Below are 18,742 nucleotides of genomic sequence, written 5' to 3'. Positions count from 1 at the left end.
GATGGTTAACTATTAACAGAAATATTTCTAATGAATAGATTATTCCAATTCGTATTTGAACTACTGATAACTTCCCTTAATGCTATCTTTTTAAGTTGAGTAATACGTTCAGCATAAATAAGGCTATGGTAAGGATGGGAGTATTGCACCTCATATGGTGGCATATATGGTGCATCGGTTTCAAGAATGATTTGGCTAAGCGGGATTTTCTCAATTGACTTACTTAACTGGCTTTCTGGGTTGAGAATCAGGCTACCAATTCCAAGATAAAAGCCAAAGCGTAGGAGTTGCTTGGCGGTTTCACTATTGCCATTAAAGGCATGTACTATTCCACGTAGATTTTTATATTGCTTCAGGATTGATAATAATTCATTAGTTGCACGTACGGAGTGTAAAACAACTGGCTTTTGATGCTTTTTAGCGAGCTCTAAATGGATATGAAGTAATTTTTGCTGGAGTTCAAATTCAGGTTTGTTTTTATCAAGACCACATTCACCAATGAAGTCTGGTTGGTATTCTACTATTAATTGTTCCAGATAGTTATTAAAGTTCTCATTAGAATAATTTATGAATTTATTAGCATACCAAGGGTGCAAGCCTAATCCTATTTTTGCATATGGATTACGCTTACGATATTTAAATAACGCTTCTATATCTTCAGGTAAAATAGCCGGAATAGCTATTTTTGTTTGGCGCGGGTCATTTTTGATCGCCTCTAGGTGGCAATGTGAATCATAAATAAGCATTATTCAACGCTAACTACTTCCAAATGTTGCATCGGATGTCCTAGAAACATTTCGCCAATCGATTGGAATTTGATAGGTACATCAGTTACGTAAAAGCGATAGTTCCCATTCGTTGTTAAATTCTGATTTAGCTGCCCGGTTTTATTTAAAATTGCTTGTAGTAGGCTAACTGCAGTAATTGCCGGATCAATTATTTGTATATTGTTGCCAACAATTTTAGCTATCGTCTCTGTAATTAGCGGGTAATGAGTACAGCCAAGGATTAATGCTTCAAGTTTTTGCTTGAGTAATGGGGTTAGGTATTCAGCCGCTATCAGATCAAGGGCAGGGTGCTTGATAAACCCCTCTTCTATCATATTAACGAAAAGGGCGCAAGCTTGTGAGTGCACTTCTGCCTGTGGGTTAAGTTGCTGGATTGCACGTGGGTAGGCATTACTATTAATCGTTGCTGGGGTTGCAATTACGCCAATTTTACTGGCACTAGCGGTTGCAGCCTTTGCACCAGCAGAAATTACATCAATTACCGGAATGTTTCCCGCTAGCTGGAGAACAGTATCTCTAGCTACTGCCGAGATGGTATTACAGGCAATAATGATTGCTTTGACATCCTGATTTAGTAAAAACCGTACCGTTTGTTCAGTGAATTTTTTAATTGTCGAAACTGATTTGGTACCATAGGGAATCCGCGCAATGTCACCAAAATAGACCACGTTCTCTTGTGGCAAATTATGCATTAGACTTTTTACTACGGTTAGTCCGCCAATTCCCGAATCAAATACCCCAATTGGAGAATTTTTATTACTCATCTAAATTTGCTTTATTAATTTGTTTTAATGAAGCTTTTATTATACCATGCAATAAATCGGCTTCATCTCGTTCCAGCTCTGCTTTATGAATTATATGTTGTAATCTACGCATGGTTAAATCCTCATTTTTATTATATGGCGTAGTCTTTATTAATTGTCTAAAGTTATTTAATAGGTGTTGTACATCATGCTGATTAATTTGCTGTTTTTCATCTTTTAAATGAGTTAAATCAGGATTGTAGCTACTATAAATCTCGTAACACATAATTTGAACTGCTTGCGCTAGATTTAACGAAAAATATACGGGGTTACCCGGAATAGTTACCATGCGGTTGCATTTTTCAAGTTGTTCAATAGTTAGTCCATTTTGTTCATTACCAAAAATAATGCTGACTTCCTGATTCGTATTTACTACTGATAGTAATTCTTGAGTGATTTCTTTTGGGGTTTGTAATCGGGCAGTAAATTCGCGTTTACGACCAGTCATGCCAATTGCCAAATTCGAAGCCGCAATCGCTTCATCTAACGTATCGATTACTTTTGCTTTTAGTACTACATCTGCTGCATTTGAGGCTAGAGCCAAGGAATGATCATCGGGTTGACATATTGGATTTACCAGTACTAATCTAGTTAAGCCCATTGTCTTCATAGCTCTTGCAGCTGAACCAATATTCCCCGGGTGAGAGGTATTACAGAGAACTACCTGTATATTATCAAGTTCTTTCATTCTTTAATTTCTTTGCTAGGCGGAGTGATTTAATTAAAATTATTGGAGCTATGATTACTCCAGTGATGAAAATGACAGGAATAAAAATAAATCCGAAAACATTTCCCTCAATTGGCATCAGCATCATTACAAAAATAAATAATCCGGGTGCAGACCAGATGTTAATCTTAATAAACCAGTCGATTAATTCTTGTCTACTAAGGTTTAGTTTATTCTGTATTCTGGCGAATATCAAGAAACGGATTCCTGTTAAGATGATTAAAATTGTCATAAATGGCAAGATATCAATCAAATAAACATTAGTCTCAATTTCTTTATTTAAGCCAGTAGCCATTACTATATAGTAGGCAAAGAGCAGATAAAATGGATGACTAAAACAGCAATTGAGAATACCTGCTGTTCTTAGCCAGTTATTCATGACAAAATTATTTTTCATGGCTTAGATTTATTCTATTTGTAAAATACTGCCCGGAAATAGGTGGTATTATTTAGAGAAATTACTCATATTATGCAGCTCTGTAACTGCTGGAATATGTAGCCAGAGCAAGGCGCAAGGCGACGTGGTTTACATGAGAAGTAAATGAGGAGCCTTGCAACACAGCCATTGCGAGATAGTCCGAGCAGTAACTATTTAGGTAAATAATTGGTTGTTTATGAGGATGGTTTCAACCCGATCCGGTCCAGTTGAGATAATATCAATTGGCGTTTCAATAATTTCTTCAATTCGTTTGAGGTATTTTTTGGCGTTTTCTGGTAGTTCTGCATATGTTTTAAGTCCAGCAGTAGTTTCACTCCAACCCGCCATTGTTTCATAGATTGGCTCACACTCAACAACTGAATCAGAACCAAATGGTAGGATGTCGTATTCTTTACCATCGCGCTTGTAACCAACACAAATTTTTATTTCTTCCATTCCATCCATTACATCAAGTTTGGTAATGCATAGACCGGATACGCCATTAATTTGTACTGCACGTTTTAAGGCTGCGGCATCGAACCAACCACAGCGGCGAGCACGACCAGTAACTGAACCAAATTCATTACCACGTGAAGCCAATCCTTGACCAACTTCATCCGTTAATTCAGTTGGAAATGGACCAGAACCAACGCGTGTTGTATAGGCTTTAGCAATTCCAAGGACATAATTAATCATCCGTGGGCTAATTCCGGCACCAGTTGCCGCTCCGCCAGCTACACAGTTAGATGAGGTTACAAATGGATAAGTACCGAAATCAATATCCAGCAATGTACCTTGAGCACCCTCAAATATTACTTTTTTACCTTCTTTATTTAGATTAAATAATTTACGTGAAACATCTGACACCAATGGTTTGATGTCCTCAGCGTAATTCATAATTTCATTATATACTGTATCAATATCTAATGTTGCAGCATTGAAGTAGTTTTTTAGCAAAAAGTTATAATATTCAAGATTTTCAGCAAGTTTACTTCTAAAAACCTCTTTATTAAATAGATCTTGTACGCGGATAGCGCGTCTAGCAACTTTATCTTCATAACATGGACCAATTCCACGTCCAGTAGTACCGATTTTATTATCGCCCTTTTTAGCTTCGCGCGCCTGATCAAGAGCAATATGATAAGGCATGATTAGCGGGCAGGCTTCCGAAATTTTCAGGCGATTACGAACTTCAACACCAATTGCTTCCAGTTCTCGGATTTCTTTTACCAGTGCTTCTGGCGATACAACAACACCATTACCAATAAGACAGGCAACATGAGGATGCATCATTCCTGATGGTAAAAGGCGTAGTACCGTTTTTTTACCATTTATGACTAGTGTATGTCCGGCATTATGCCCACCCTGAAAGCGTACTACAGCGGCGGCTTTTTCAGTTAGCCAGTCAACAATTTTCCCCTTGCCTTCATCTCCCCATTGAGTGCCGATAATAACGATATTATTGCTTTGCATCAGTAAATCCTAGAACATGTTTTTAACGCTGAATTTTACACTAATTCAGCGTTCAATGTGTGTAAATTGAGAATCTCGAGATAATAATATTGCATTGCACAATTAATGTGATACAATATCTTGCGTGACTTTAAAACGAAAAATATTAGCTTGTGCTTAACCATATTTATAAAGGGAAAATATATGTTTTTCAAAAAGTTGTCAAATATAATTGTATTGATTGTAAAATCAATGGCAGCCGCAGGTGAACTTGAGTCAAGAGCATATCATATTGCTTCAAAAGGTCATGAGTCACTGCGCCACCAGAAGTAAATGGAATAGTCAGTTTTTGGTGATATTGTAATTTGCCTTGTGGCAGCAGATAATAGTGTTATCAAATACTGACTTTTCAGGACGCATAGTCCGACATTTTTCATCTGCGAGAGTGCATCTTGTATTAAAGACGCATCCTTTGGGTGGATTTAATGGTGAAGGTAGTTCCCCCTCAAGTAGCTGTGTTTCCTTGTGTTTCTCCAGTTCCGGGTTTGCAATTGGTACTGCAGCTAAAAGAACTCTAGTATATGGGTGTAGCGGGTTTTTGTAAATAGATCCTTTATCTCCAAGCTCCATAATGTTACCAAGGTACATTACTAGTATCCGGTCACTTATGTGTTTTATAACGCTTAGATCGTGAGAAATAAATAATATTGTTAGTTTTAGTTTTTGTTGTAAATCTTGGAGCAAATTAATTATTTGTGCCTTGATGGAAACATCAAGGGCACTGACTGACTCATCACAGATGAGAACTTTGGGGTTTAAGATTAATGCTCTGGCAATACCGATTCGCTGGCATTGCCCACCTGAAAACTCAGTAGGGTAGCGATTGATTTGATTATGACTTAAACCAACTAATTTCATAGTTTCCAAAACTCGTGACATTACTTTGTTTTTATTCATATCTGGGTAAAGTGTCTGTAATGGTTCGGCAATAATTTCAGCAATTGTCATTCTAGGGTCAAGAGCAGCAACTGGATCCTGGAAAATAAACTGAACCTGTTTATGCACCTCATTCCAATCATTACTTTCTGCTTTTGCCAAATCTATTTTATTGTCAAATATGGCACTTCCTCCAGTAATTGGGTTTAGCCCAACTAGTGCTCGCGCAAGAGATGATTTACCACAGCCAGATTCACCAACTATGCCCAAAGTCTCCCCTTCATAGACATCAAAGCTGACACCATCTACCGCATGTACTATTTTTGCTGGTTTTAGGAAACTTGATTTAAGGTGGAAATATACCTTTAGATTTTTAACTTCAAGAATTTTATTCATTGCTGATTTCCATACAAAGTACATTTAACTACATGGCGCGGATTAACTTTATGTAGTGGAATTATGGTTTGACATTTTTCAGTAACTTTCTCACAGCGTGACTGAAATGGGCAACCGCTAGGTAGGTTAAGCAGATTTGGTGGTTCACCGGGAATAGTATGTAGCTTATCTACTTCTGCGTCAAGGCTAGGGATCGCAGATAAAAGTGCTTGTGTATATGGATGCATTGGGTTATTAAATGTTTCAATTATGGAGGAAGTTTCCATTAACCAGCCACCATACATCACATTTACCCTATCACATAGATTGGCAACTACTCCCATATCATGGGTAATGAAAATAATCGTCATTCCCATTTCCTTACGAAGCTCTTTTAATAATTGTAATATCTGTGCTTGTACAGTCACATCCAACGCCGTTGTTGGCTCATCAGCAATTAGTATCTTTGGTCTTGTAAGTAACGTCATTGCAATCATGACCCGCTGCCGCATTCCGCCAGAAAATTCATGTGGGTAGAGATTTATCCGGTTTTTTGCTTCTGGGATTTTGACATGTTCAAGCATCTGAACTGACTGATTGAGGGCATCCTTATAGCTTAATCCTTTATGTAGCATTAAAACTTCAGTCATTTGTGAGCTAATTTTAAGGTAAGGATTTAATGAAGTCATGGGATCTTGAAAAATCATACCAATTTTATCGCCTCGAATCCGATTTAGTTCTTTAGCTGGCATGCCAATCAATTCTTGCCCCATAAATTTAACAGATCCAGACACTTTCGCATTATTGGCAAGTAAGCCCATAACAGCAAGCATAGTTTGGCTTTTGCCCGAACCTGATTCACCAACTACGCCGATTATTTCTTGGTCATAAGCTTTAAAAGATAGTCCATTTACGGCTTTTACGATACCATCCATCACTTTGAATTCTACGTTAAGATCTCTTACTTCTAAGACAGGATTGTTGCTACTCATATAAATCGCCTTAATTAACGTGGATCAAGTGCATCGCGTAGTCCATTGGATACGAATGCAAAGGATAATAAAGTTATTGTCATTAATCCTGCGGGAAATAATAGTAACCACCATGATTCCATATTTTGCGCACCATCAGCGATTAGTAGTCCCCAAGATGTCATTGGTTCAGTTACGCCTAAGCCAAAAAACGAGAGTACTGCTGAAAGTACAATCATATTAGGTACTGTAAGTGCTGCATATACAATGACAACACCAAGTAAATTGGGGATTACATGGCGAGTAATGATTTTTCGGTTACTAACCCCTGAAACTAGTGCGGCTTCGACATATTCTTTATGCTTGATACTAAGTGTTTGACCACGAACAATACGTGCCATATCAAGCCATGAGATAGCAGCAATTGCAACAAATGACAGGGCAACGCTATTTCCAAATAGGGTAATCAATAATATACAGAAAAAAAGAAATGGTATCCCATAAAGAATATCTACTATTCGCATCATAATAGTATCAATTTTGCCACCTAGATAACCCGCTATTGCCCCATAAAAAATACCAATCAGTAGTACAACAAAGGCGGCAGCAAATGCAATGGCAAAGGTAATTCTACCGCCGATAAATGCTCTGACAAATAGATCACGACCAAGATTGTCAGTACCAAATAAATGTTTGGCATTTGGCATTTCAAGAATCTCGCTCCAGTTTGTTTTATCATAGCTGATGCTACTTAGCATAGGTACAAAAATACACATTAAAGTCAGTATGATAATGATTAATAGACTTAAAAGTGCTAGTTTGTTTTTACTGAAACGTTTAAATACATTACTCCAGAAGCCTTTAGCTTTAGGTACTTCTAGTTTTAAATCTTTGGTTTTAGCTAACATAAAATTGCCTTATTGCTTGATTTTTGGATCTAATAACATATAGCAGATATCAACAATAATATTAAAAATTATGGTTAATGAGCTACCAAATATAGTTATTGCCATTATCATATTATAGTCCCGGTTAGTCGCAGCATTAGTGGTAAGTATTCCAAGCCCAGGTAAAGTAAAAATTTGTTCCGTTACTACTGCGCCAACTAAAATCCCGGCAAACATTGGACCTAGAACTGAAATAACAGGTAACAAGGTAGGGCGAATTGCATGCTTAAAAAGAATTTTGTGGGTTGGCAAGCCTTTGGCTCTAGCGGTTCGGATGTAGTTTGAGTTTAATACATCAATAATACTGCCTCGGGTTACAAACGCTATCGTTGGAGTGTAGGCAAGTGTTAGGATTGCAACCGGCATAAATACATGCATAAAATCACCATCACCCCATCCACCAGCTGGAAAAATCTGTAAGGTTACGGCAAAAAGGAGTACTGCTAGCGGTCCAGTTACCATCGTTGGAACTGCGGTAAAAAATATGTTACTCGCAACTACTATTTTATCAAAAATTGAATTTTTATGTAATCCCGCATAACAACCGACAATTATACCTAAAGGTACTGCAACTATCATGGTATAAACACTTAATTGTAAGGTAACCCAAAATCCACCCATATTATCGGGAAATAATAGCTGGTTGATTGATTGTCCAAGATATTTCATGGAAATTCCAAAACTACCATGAATTAGGTCGTTGAGATAAAGCAAATACTGTTGCCAAACTGGTAAATCAAGTCGATATTGATGCATTAAAGCAGCCAAGGCTTCAGGTGATAGTGCGCGTTCACCGTCAAATGGATTGCCCGGTGTCATATGGACCAGAAAAAATACCAGCGTAATAATTGCTAGCATAGTTGGTATTGATACCAGAATCCGCTTTAAAATAAATTTTAGCATTGGTGTCAATTTCCTTTAAATAAACCTAGTTAACTTAAAACTTATACCATTTACTTTGCACGTGATCCAAGTGGTTGTCTTTAATATCGTAACCTTTTACTTTCGGGCTAATCATTCTAAAGTAGGTGTACTGATATAAAGGAATAATTGCATACTCATCCATTGCAATTGCTATAGCTTTACGAATTAGATCTACTCGCTCTTCCGGGTTTGCAGTTTTTTGTGCCTGTGTAAGGAGGTTATTATATTCTTTATTACACATTTTGCTGTTATTTTGTGGGTTACCACACTGATAAAGATTGGTATAGCTATCTACACTGTCATAGTCAGCAATCCAACCATCCCGGGCAACATCATAATTAGCTGTATTTCTGGCTTTAAGAAAGGTTTTCCATTCCTGATTGGCAATTGTTACTTGAATGCTTTTTTCGCCAAAAACCTCTTGCCACATTGAACCAACAGCCAACGCTACTTTTTTGTGTAAGTCATTAGTGTTATAAGAAATCGAGATTTCTAGTGGATTGTTTGCTCCGTACCCAGCTTCCTTGAATAGTTGCTGAGCTTTGGCAATCTGTTTGTCGCGAGACCAGTTAGCCCAATCATAATTAAGCCCGGCAAACTTACCTGCTTCAATTGTTTCAGTTACGTATGAATATGAGGGGATTTGATCCTGTCCTAAAACTACTTTGACTAGGGCGTTACGATCTACTGCAATTGATAATGCCTCACGAAGTTTTGGATTATCACGGAATTTTGGTAGGGTCATATTTAGATCATAATAGTATAACCCCTCCTGAGTAACTGTGTGTTCTTCCAAGGGCATCTGTCTCTTGATGGTTTTATATTGGTCTATTGGTAAACTATAAGTAATATCTATATTTCCAGATTTATACTGATTTAAGGAGCTACTATAATCAACAATAGGCATAAATTTAACCTGATTAATGCTGACATCTTTTGCATCATAGTAATAGGGATTTTTACTTAATAGTATATAGCCTTTGATAACCCGTTCTGTAAGATTATATGCACCTGAATTGACCATTTTGCCTGGTTGTGTCCAGTCATTTCCATATTTATTTAAGTTGGCTTTGGAGATAATGCCTAAATTTGGCATGGCACATATTGCGAGGAACGAAGCATCCGGGTGTACCAATTTTATTTCTACGGTATTTTTATCGAGTGCCAAAACAGCCAAAGAGTTTACAGGTTGTTTTTTATCAATAATAGCCTGTCCGTTGACTATATTGCTTCCCAGCATATTATAAGGTGATCCTGTTTTTGGGTCAACTAGTCTTTGTAGCGAAAAAACTACATCATCAGCAGTAATAGGGGTGCCATCTGAGAATTTTATCCCCGGACGCAGATGGAAGGTATAAGTTAGCTGATCTTTGGATATATCCCAAGTTTCAGCAAGTCCAGGAATAGTTTGCATTTTCTGGTCAAAAGAGACTAGACCTTCAAAGAGATCATAGATAACACGGCTACTTTGGGTGTCCTGTGCTAGTGCAGGATCTAAGGTCGGTGCATCTTCACCATTATCAACAATAATGATGTCTTTATGACTCCCTGAGGAGGCGGATTTATTTTTTGTGCAGGCAGTTATCCCTCCAACTACTAGAGCTAAGGAACTTACAATTAACATTGCTTTTGCTAGTGTTTTAAGTTTCATCTATAGGCTTCATCTGAAAAATTGGCTAAAATTATAACATCAACTCGGGTATTTACGTTGTTACGCTGCACAAAATAGAGTTAAGCTTCTCGATTAAAATTAAAAACAAGATGCTTATTCAAATTTGAATAACGATTATACAATTTTGTCTATTGCAAGATAAATAGATAAAAGTTACAATTCAGCCCTGCAAGTTTTAATTTCAGAGATCTGTACCTTGCTCGGGCTAAGAGTAGATATATCTGAAGTTGAAATTTTATCGGTAAGATTACCGTTTGGTATAAACATCATATCATCTGATTAAGGGGATAAAATGAATTTTCAACTCAATAAATTATATTTGGCAATTCTAGCTGGTAGTAGCATTGCGCTTACTGCATGTAATAGCGGTACAGGTAACAATGCTAATATGGCAAATTCGGTAGCTGCAAAATTAGGTGCTACAGATTCTAACTGTTTGCAGGTTAGTAGCTCTAAAGTTGAAGGTAATAGGTGGTGGGTTTCAGCAAGTGTAGAAATGAAAAATACTTGTAGTGGACCAGTAAATCTTGACAATACCGTAATTGAGTTGTCTAATAGTAAAACTGCATTAAATGGTAGTGGTTTTAGCATGAATTCCATTTCACCATGGTCAAGCAAGAATGCTCTGGATTTTGCTTATGCTACGAATAAGGTTACAGTTACGGTTCATTCAGATGTGCAAATTGCTAAAAATGGCAATGCCTCAGTTAGCTTTGGTGGTAATCCTGGTATGAATGCAGATCCGGTTGCAAATTCATTTATTTTTAAGGTAAATGGTAGTACTCCTGCGCCCACCCCGACTCCTACACCTAGTCCAACCCCAAGCCCGACGCCTGTGCCTACACCAACTCCGGCACCTACACCTGTGCCAGTGAGCGGCTTACCAACTCCGATCTATTTTACCCCGACAAGTACAGCAAATGGTACGATTTACTTTCATTTGAATTTACCATATAACTCGGGGAATGTTGAAAAACTTGAAGTAAATGCTAATTATACAGATTTATTAATTTCAAATTATGTTGCTGGAGCATTGCTTGGGCATCTTATGCATCAAAAATTTCCACAGCTTAAATTTAATCGTGATTATATCTATGGTACAGTTTTTGGACAACTATTACAAGAAAATATTAATACTTCGAATTACTCAAGTGCTTCTGACTGGATTAATCCGGTAGATAATGAGCGCAATTCATTATTAAATTCAGGTCAGGGTGGTCCATACCAGATTAATGATTATTCAAAGCGTCTTGAAGATAGCAAAGGTGTTGGTCTGGTTAATTTTGTTGCACTACAAAAGGGGCTTGGATATACTGTTGAAGATCAAGATAGTGGCAAGCAAACTGCAAGTAAAGGACCAGACTCTCTAGATCAGAAATATTTTGGACCAATGGCAGCTGCTTATTTTCACTTGAATGATATGAACCGTCTTGAAATGAATAATGCAGAAGACTGGGGGCCACAAGCTGCGTATTATTCACAATGTATGGCGAATCTTCAGAATAGTAAAGCTAGCCAGAATAAATATAATATTTATGATATGATACTTAATGCTGCATACAATGCAGGTACCTACTCTATAATCATTAAGGATTATTTCCGTATTTGTGCTGGTATGTATACTACTAGTCCTGAGATTTCGCAAGTTAATTCTATTGGTGACTATACTTTATCTGATACACTATATCAAGAAGCAATTGGCACTAAAGAAGCTGTAGGTGGCACATTTATTCTTTATCCACGTCAAATCCGTATCTACTTGGATCAGATTTATAATCAGAAAACATATGATTCACCTGCGATTACTGGTGAGAATCATATTAGACTAAGTTTGCAGGATGTAGAATATGTATTCCAGAATGCAATTGGTACTCTTGCGTATATTAATAAAGCTGGTAAGTACGAGTTCGTTAGTCCTAGTCTGAGTAAACACGCTTTTGAAACTGCGCTTACTAAAAATAAATTAAGTATCTCTGGCGCCCTTGATATTGGAACACTAACTGGAAAAACTAATTTCTTTAATCTTTTGGATGACGCAATTAATAACCTTGCTAGTCAAGGAATTAATTTTGGTGCAATAACACAAACTACTATTGGTGGTGTAACTCCGACTCCAACACCTACGCCATCGCCTGCGGTTTGCCCTGAAAATCCGCTCGTATATCCTGCTGGGCGTAATACTTATACAGGAGGCACCATTGTTAAAGCAAGTAATGGAAAGTTCTATAAATGTATTTCTAATGTAGTTGCTGGCTGGTGCAATAGTTCTTCTGATGTTTATGCTCCAGGCTCTGGTTGGGCATCTGGTGACGCATGGCAGGAATATAGCTGTCAGAAATAAATTTGATTTCGCTTGTAATAAGGTGCTGTAGTTAACGGCACCTTATTTTTTATGAGAAGTAAATGAGGAGACTTGCGATACAGCTATTGCGAGATAGTACGAGCAGTTACTAGAGCAGTTACTAAAAAATAAATTGGCTTTCGTCCTATAAATGGGTGTAAAATCCTCCCCTTAACCTAAGGGTTTAGAAATGGAAATTTCTCTGGTGTTAAATTAAATTACATTTAACGGTTTAATTTGGATTAGAAGGTTTTACATATGAACTTCCCTAAACTATTTACTTATTTTGATAAAGAGTACTTTTCCTTTGAGCAGGAAACTCTTTTTAAAAAATCTCCCCAGTATTTTGGGCATAAATTAATGTGTCCAATGCCAAATGATTATCACTCAATCGAGTGGCTTAATCATGCAAAACTTTTATATAATAAAAATAATCAGTTGCAATTAGTTGACAATATCTGTAAGCATAGGCAAGCAATAATGCTAAAAGGCAAGGGTAATAGCCATAATATTGTTTGTGATCTCCATCGTTGGACTTATAATCCAGTAAATGGACAATTAATTGGTGCACCGATGTTTGATCAATTACCCGCTTGCAAAAATCTGGAAATAGATCCATTACAGGAATGGAAAGGATTACTTTTCAAATCTGATCGGGATATAAATCAGGATTTAGCTAACATTGGGCAGTATGCTAATCACATAAATTTTGAGAACTTTCAGTATAGTAATACAATTATTACTGATTATGACTTTAACTGGAAGACTTTTATTGAGGTTTATGCTGAAGACTATCACGTTGACCCATTTCATCCTGGACTCGGCAATTTTGTTGATTGTAAAGGTCTTAAGTGGCAGTTTGGCGACTGGTACCATTTTCAGGTTGTCCCTACCAAAAATGCATTAAATAAGCCAGGTAGCAAGTTATATCAAGATTGGCATAAGAAGGTGCTTGAAGCTCATGTGGGAGTAGATCCTGATTTTGGTGCGGTATGGATGACACTTTATCCTAACATCATGATTGAATGCTATCCAAAAACCATTGTGATTTCAGTTGCTGTACCTACTGCACCAGAAAAATGTCGGGTAATTACCGAGTTTTATTATCCAGATGAAATTCTTGGCTTTGATGAAGAATATGTTGAACTCCAACAGCAAGTATACTTGGAAACGGCAAAAGAGGATGATGAAATTTGTTACCGAATGCATGAGGGCAGACGCACCCTCTATAATGCCGGTAACGAATCATACGGTCCATATCAGCTACCAACCGAAGAAGGGCTTATGCATTTTCATAAGTTTCTAGTTCGGGAAACTATCTCTGCTTAATTCTAGTGGCAGCATCAGTAGGTGCTGCTTTTTTATTATCTTCTTCAAACTCTTTTAATGCAATAAGTAGTGCGAATAATTCAAAGCTTACATGGTCAACAACACTGGTTCCAAATAAAGAATTAACAGTAATTAGTTGATTATTAAATTTTATATATTTTAAAGCTTTCGAACCAGCTTTAAGCATACCATTATATGTATCACTGCTATTTTGCTCTGGCACCAAAGAATCTCGTGTTAAGGATAACAATGTAACAGGTAGTTGGCTTTTCCATTCTGTAATATTAGCTTTTTCCATTGTTTGCATGAATTTCTTGTCCTGAATAATATCATTTGGAATTAATGGTGCTATGCTATTGAAGAGTGGAGAATATATTATCCCTAAATCAGATTTAAATATTGCAGCAAAGAAGTAGCTTAGGGTTATTGAGAAGTTTTTAAGTGGCGAAAGCACAAAAGTTTCTATATTGTGAATAAGTGTTGCATCATTATTACAGGTATATGCAAATGGCCAGATGCATTGCAAGTTATAAAACTCTGAATTAAGCAGTTTGTCGATTGGGTAATCATTATAATGTGCGTATGCTAGCATAACATTAGCAAGTAAACTTGGTTTTAAAAGTGTTCCCCACCAAGGGGTAATAATTGAAAAGCGATTAACCATATCATTTACCTGACTGGTTAATAAAAACGGCAGCATTACTCCTGTCAGATTATATGCGCCATCAATCGGTACGGTTGTTCTTAAGTTTAATCCTGTATTAGTTATAGTTTGTCTAAATTTTGTCTGTTCCTGATAAATACGGCTAAACCATAGTGCGTACGAAGCTCCTTCAGAATAGCCGCTTGCATATAGATTAAACTTTTGCTGTTTTTGGATAAATCCGTTTTTTCTAAGATATAACATACTTGCCAAGAGCATGTTTTTTGCATCGCTGACATTGATTTCAGGATAAAGGATGTATGGGTGGGCGACTTTATAATCAGTTCCCATGCCAATATAGTCTGGGGCTATAACAATATAGCCATTGGCTGCAAATACAGCTGCCAGCATCTGGGATTTATAGTCAGCAAAACGCATTGAAGGTACATTTAATTTACCATTTATTGTTGAGTGAAAAAATAAGATAACGCCCTTTGGTGTGCTAGATATTGGCATAAGAACTAAACCAGATAGCTTGTGATTACTGCCATTATAGCGAGATGTGTATTTTAGCCGTTTAAATAAAATTTTTTTGTCAGATTCAGCTTTTAAAGTAGAGTCATTAAAAATATTGGTCTTGGCAAATAATGGATTACTTTCAATAAAGCTGACATTTTTTCTGGTATTTTTTTGCCCAATCCAACGATAACTTATTTTTTTATAGTTTGAATAAATTGCAGCTACTGACATTACTGATTCCGCTGGGCGATTGAGAATTATACTTTCTAACTGGGGGTATAATTTTTCATTAATAGTTATATTTAAGTCATTTGCCAAAGCTTGATTAAAAAAACATAAAAACAGCCAGAGAAAAAGTTGCTTGACGATTATTTTTTTGAATAGTGGCGGTATCTTATTGCGATTAATTTTCATTGTGTCTAGCAAAAAAGCGTTTGTTAGAAAAATCATTCTTTGATATGCATTACTATTTTGCCACTGACGCAGTACTAGTCGACTAGTTTCAAACATCATTTGTATCCTGATTATAAGATCGCTATTTTAGCAAGAAATCTGCTTATTATATCGTCTTATCTGGGAACCATTACTCCTATAGATAAATAGTTTTTCATCAATTCAATGTTAAAAATATGCGCAAAATCGTTAATAATTTCTTAATAGTTCGATATAATAGTGATTATTTTGTACTAGCAATAACTATTGTAAAGTACAATTTTTATAATGTAAAAGGAGATCTCTAATGCCAAATACAGTTAAATTACACCGGATATTAAAAACTACTCCAGAAAAAATATATCGGGCGTTTCTAGAGCCTGATGCTTTGATAAAATGGATTCCACCATATGGTTTTACTGCACGAACTGAGCACCTTGATGCAAGGGTTGGCGGTACTTTTAGAATGTCTTTTATCAATTTTTCTACTGGGCATAGTCATTCATTTGGTGGTGAATATTTGGAGTTACTTCCATTTGAACGTATATCTTATACAGATAAATTTGATGATCCAAATCTATCTGGGGAAATTGTTGTTGTAATTGAGCTAAAGAAAGTAAGTTGTGGCACAGAAATCAATATTGAACAGTCTGGTATTCCAGATCTTATTCCCGTTGAAATGTGTTATCTCGGCTGGCAGGAGTCTCTTCTACAATTAGCAAATCTGGTTGAGCCGAATATTCCGAATTAGATTAATTTCTAGACTGCGTTTGGATATTTGATTTAATCCCAGAGGATATTAATGAAAACAGAACCTACAATAATTAATCATTTTACAGATGCCGCAAAAGCTTATGATGAGAAAAATCAGCAATTAATGCCGATTGCGGAGAATATGCACTTTCTGATTCGACTCATTTTAAAAGATGCACCCGTTGCTGCTCGTGTGCTTTGTGTGGGTGTTGGCACTGGTGCGGAGATACTATCACTTTCAATGGCATTTCCCGAGTGGACATTTGTTGGGGTTGACCCAGCAATTGGAATGCTTGAGGTCTGCCGAGAAAGACTAGAGGCTGCTGGGGTGCTGCCTCGCTGCGAACTGATTCACGGTTATGTTCATGATGTACCGCAAGGCGAAAATTTTGATATAGCTTTGAGCATTCTTGTTGCTCACTTTGTAAAACGAGAAGAACGGCTGGAATTTTATCGGGCAATGTCTAATCGTTTATACCCAAAGGGTATTTTGATTGATGCCGAAATCAGTTATGATCTGGACGCACAAGAGCTTCCCTTAATGTTAAAGAATTGGGAATCAATCCAATCATTAATGGGGGCTACTCCAGAGTCGATTGCAAATCTGTCACGCGTATTACGCGAGATGCTCACTGTGCTTCCTCCGGTAGAAGTGGAGCAGATGCTAAGGCAAAGCGGCATTCAGTTACCAGTTCGTTTCTTTCAATCCTTTATGATTAGTGGCTGGTACGGAGTAAAGGCATAGTTTCTGCTTTTACTTTTATCTAATTCAGTTATCTAAAATCGAATAACTAGTTATCATAAAATCGCTATTTACTAGATGGCTGCCTTCCTCTTATAATGTCGCCAGTTTGATGAAATATTGACAAAATATTTTAAGGTTCTTGAGTTATTTTGTTAATAGTTTCATCGTGATATTATAGAGGGGTCATAATGAAACTAAAATTAATTACTTTATCTCTACTTGGTGGTATTGCTCTTAGTGCCTGCAATAATACTGGTAATTCAACCCAATCGACTGGCGTAACTACAGAATCAAATGCCTTGGAGAAATTGTCATCTAAAAATGCTATTGATACAACGATTGATGTTACTGACTTAAATCCGCAAGACTGGCAGAAAGATTGGCAAGATCAGATTAGCACCTTGACTACAGCTGATAAGCAACGCCTTAAAGAGGTTGGCTATTATGTAAAAGCGGCGAAAATCAATATCGATAATGTATATCCTGGCTCAAATAATAATCCAGATAATGTTAAACGGATTGAACGTTTAATGCCAAAAGACAATTTTGAGCGAACTTTTCCACTCCTTATTAGTCAGAATAAAGTTAATGGGTTTTATCCGGCGCAAACTTACTCATATACTAATTTTCTTCGTGCGGCTGCCGTTGTGCCTGCTTATTGTGGTGATTTTAGTGATTATCCCGGTGACAAAACAGCTGAGATGGCTAATCCTGATAATATTTGTAAACGGATGCTGGCAACAACTTTCGCGCATGCAGTTCAGGAAACTGCCGATATGAGTTCGATTGGCTTAACCAATATAAATGATAAAATTGCTCGTACGTTTGCGAGTGTTGCAGAAGCTAATGCAACCCCTGAAGCACGAGGTGCAGTCGAGCGTTATTTTGATGCTACAGGTCCATTTGCGACAAATGGTGCACATTATGCACAGATTCAAAATAATTACTACTATGGACGAGGCGCTAAACAGCTAAGCTACCCAAGTAATTATGCTAATTTATCTTTGATGATATATGGTAATCTACTTTTGCTTGAAAACCCAGACTTAGTTCAAGGAGATAATATTCTTCCTTATTTAAGCTCAATTGTTTATGCCATCCAACCTAAAAATGGTCGCCCATCGATAGCTGAAGTTATGGATGGTAGCTTTAAAAAATATGCACAGGGTAATGCTGCTACTTATGCCAAAATGGGATTTCCATTTACTGTTGCTTTGGTAAATGGTGGTCCAGAATGTAAAGGACAAAACCATGAAAATACCCAAACTAGAATTAGGGCTTTCCGCTATTTTTCTGAAAGCGGTAGATTATTTACTAGTGGTTTTAGCTTAACAGCAGCAGAAGAAACTGCTACAAATTGTGACAATGTAGATTATGCTGATGCTTCAATCTATGCTGCATCACAGCGTTATTATTATTTTGATAGCAGTTGTAAACTAGTGAAATGGGATTCGGGTAATCCTATATTTGGCGGTTCAGGTTATCGCGATATTATGTGTAATGCTGCACCAACTCCAAGTCCTGAAGATAAACCAACACCACCACCAACTCCGGCGAAGACGGACTATGATGGTTACAAGATAACTGTTATAAATGATAGTATGCAAATGGGAATTGATAAATTGCATATTCGTGATTTGCGTGGTAGAGATGAAGGTTTTGATCTGGCATATGTTAAAGAAAATGCTAGCGCTATTTTTCCAGATGTAACGCCATGGGATGTTGATAAATTAGTAAAATATAACAATCGTAGTGTAGTGATTAGTTATTCGCCAACATGGGAACAAGGCTCTGATATAGTCCATACATACACTTGCTATCCATTTGATTTAACTGAAAATGTAACAGTTGTAATTCATCCATCATCAAAACCAGGAGAAAATCAATGTTATACCTATCCATCTGATGAAGAATAATTTCCCTAAACTTTAATCTGTTTTTCCCTCGAAACCGCCTGCTCTAGACTC

General features: G+C 36.9%; 17 protein-coding genes. 6 read left to right on the top strand and 11 right to left on the bottom strand.

The window, feature by feature from the left end; all coding sequences use genetic code 11:
• Positions 1–5 precede the first annotated feature (5 nt).
• The 5 genes from CUN60_RS08820 to CUN60_RS08800 form a co-directional block, all read right to left on the bottom strand.
• On the bottom strand, positions 6–746 hold the full coding sequence (locus CUN60_RS08820; protein WP_102951688.1) for a TatD family hydrolase: 741 nt from the start codon (positions 744–746) through the stop codon (positions 6–8).
• A complete protein-coding gene (gene murI, locus CUN60_RS08815) occupies positions 746–1,552 on the bottom strand; it encodes a glutamate racemase (protein ID WP_102951687.1) in 807 nt (268 codons plus the stop codon). Before murI ends, CUN60_RS08820 begins: the two co-directional genes overlap by 1 nt.
• The gene (locus CUN60_RS08810; protein ID WP_102951686.1) at positions 1,545–2,279 is read right to left on the bottom strand and encodes an RNA methyltransferase; all 735 of its coding nucleotides are present in this window, start codon (positions 2,277–2,279) and stop codon (positions 1,545–1,547) included. Before CUN60_RS08810 ends, murI begins: the two co-directional genes overlap by 8 nt.
• Positions 2,266–2,715, bottom strand: a complete 450-nt coding sequence (locus CUN60_RS08805) for a hypothetical protein (RefSeq protein ID WP_102951685.1) — start codon at positions 2,713–2,715, stop codon at positions 2,266–2,268. The genes CUN60_RS08810 and CUN60_RS08805 overlap by 14 nt, the downstream gene beginning before the upstream one ends.
• Before the next feature lie 195 nt (positions 2,716–2,910).
• Positions 2,911–4,209: an adenylosuccinate synthase gene (locus tag CUN60_RS08800; protein WP_102951684.1), complete on the bottom strand. Its 1,299-nt coding sequence runs from the start codon at positions 4,207–4,209 to the stop codon at positions 2,911–2,913.
• A gap of 183 nt (positions 4,210–4,392) precedes the next feature.
• Here CUN60_RS08800 and CUN60_RS13340 point away from each other — a divergent pair, with 183 nt between their 5' ends.
• Positions 4,393–4,521, top strand: coding sequence for a hypothetical protein (locus CUN60_RS13340; protein WP_279639048.1), 129 nt, complete (start codon positions 4,393–4,395; stop codon positions 4,519–4,521).
• Positions 4,522–4,530: 9 nt separating this feature from the next.
• Here the strand turns inward: CUN60_RS13340 and CUN60_RS08795 are convergent, their stop codons facing one another.
• From CUN60_RS08795 to CUN60_RS08775, 5 genes are read right to left on the bottom strand one after another with little or no spacing between them, the layout of a single operon-like run.
• Complete coding sequence (locus tag CUN60_RS08795) at positions 4,531–5,520, bottom strand: oligopeptide/dipeptide ABC transporter ATP-binding protein (RefSeq protein WP_102951683.1); 990 nt, start codon at positions 5,518–5,520, stop codon at positions 4,531–4,533.
• Positions 5,517–6,491 carry an ABC transporter ATP-binding protein gene (locus CUN60_RS08790; protein WP_102951682.1) on the bottom strand — a complete coding sequence of 325 codons (975 nt, stop codon included), beginning with the start codon at positions 6,489–6,491 and terminating at the stop codon, positions 5,517–5,519. The genes CUN60_RS08795 and CUN60_RS08790 overlap by 4 nt, the downstream gene beginning before the upstream one ends.
• Positions 6,492–6,505: 14 nt before the next feature.
• Positions 6,506–7,378, bottom strand: coding sequence for an ABC transporter permease subunit (locus tag CUN60_RS08785; RefSeq protein ID WP_102951681.1), 873 nt, complete (start codon positions 7,376–7,378; stop codon positions 6,506–6,508).
• Between the two features lie 9 nt (positions 7,379–7,387).
• Positions 7,388–8,320, bottom strand: a complete 933-nt coding sequence (locus CUN60_RS08780; protein WP_102951680.1) for an ABC transporter permease — start codon at positions 8,318–8,320, stop codon at positions 7,388–7,390.
• 34 nt (positions 8,321–8,354) lie between these two features.
• The gene (locus tag CUN60_RS08775; protein WP_102951679.1) at positions 8,355–9,992 is read right to left on the bottom strand and encodes a peptide ABC transporter substrate-binding protein; all 1,638 of its coding nucleotides are present in this window, start codon (positions 9,990–9,992) and stop codon (positions 8,355–8,357) included.
• Positions 9,993–10,305: 313 nt separating this feature from the next.
• Here CUN60_RS08775 and CUN60_RS13095 point away from each other — a divergent pair, with 313 nt between their 5' ends.
• The gene (locus CUN60_RS13095; RefSeq protein ID WP_102951678.1) at positions 10,306–12,354 is read left to right on the top strand and encodes a hypothetical protein; all 2,049 of its coding nucleotides are present in this window, start codon (positions 10,306–10,308) and stop codon (positions 12,352–12,354) included.
• Between the two features lie 258 nt (positions 12,355–12,612).
• Positions 12,613–13,683 (top strand): aromatic ring-hydroxylating oxygenase subunit alpha, encoded by a 1,071-nt coding sequence (locus CUN60_RS08765; protein ID WP_102951677.1) that lies wholly within the window; start codon positions 12,613–12,615, stop codon positions 13,681–13,683.
• On the opposite strand, the gene CUN60_RS08760 is transcribed toward CUN60_RS08765, so the two are convergent.
• On the bottom strand, positions 13,670–15,358 hold the full coding sequence (locus CUN60_RS08760) for an alpha/beta hydrolase family protein (protein ID WP_158649365.1): 1,689 nt from the start codon (positions 15,356–15,358) through the stop codon (positions 13,670–13,672). The genes CUN60_RS08765 and CUN60_RS08760 overlap by 14 nt on opposite strands.
• A 226-nt stretch (positions 15,359–15,584) precedes the next feature.
• On the opposite strand from CUN60_RS08760, the gene CUN60_RS08755 reads away from it, so the two are divergent.
• The 3 genes from CUN60_RS08755 (at position 15,585) to CUN60_RS08745 (ending at position 18,691) form a co-directional block, all read left to right on the top strand.
• Entirely contained in the window at positions 15,585–16,028 is a 444-nt protein-coding gene (locus CUN60_RS08755) for an SRPBCC family protein (protein ID WP_102951675.1), read from the top strand.
• A 51-nt stretch (positions 16,029–16,079) separates the two neighbouring features.
• Positions 16,080–16,775 carry a class I SAM-dependent methyltransferase gene (locus tag CUN60_RS08750; RefSeq protein WP_102951674.1) on the top strand — a complete coding sequence of 232 codons (696 nt, stop codon included), beginning with the start codon at positions 16,080–16,082 and terminating at the stop codon, positions 16,773–16,775.
• 188 nt (positions 16,776–16,963) lie between these two features.
• Complete coding sequence (locus tag CUN60_RS08745; protein WP_102951673.1) at positions 16,964–18,691, top strand: chitinase; 1,728 nt, start codon at positions 16,964–16,966, stop codon at positions 18,689–18,691.
• Positions 18,692–18,742: the final 51 nt, after the last annotated feature.

It is taken from the genome of Aquella oligotrophica, assembly GCF_002892535.1.
GTDB lineage: Bacteria > Pseudomonadota > Gammaproteobacteria > Burkholderiales > UBA11063 > Aquella > Aquella oligotrophica.
The sequence above is the reverse complement of the archived record's forward strand: the minus strand, read 5'-3'. Positions and strand labels throughout refer to the sequence as shown.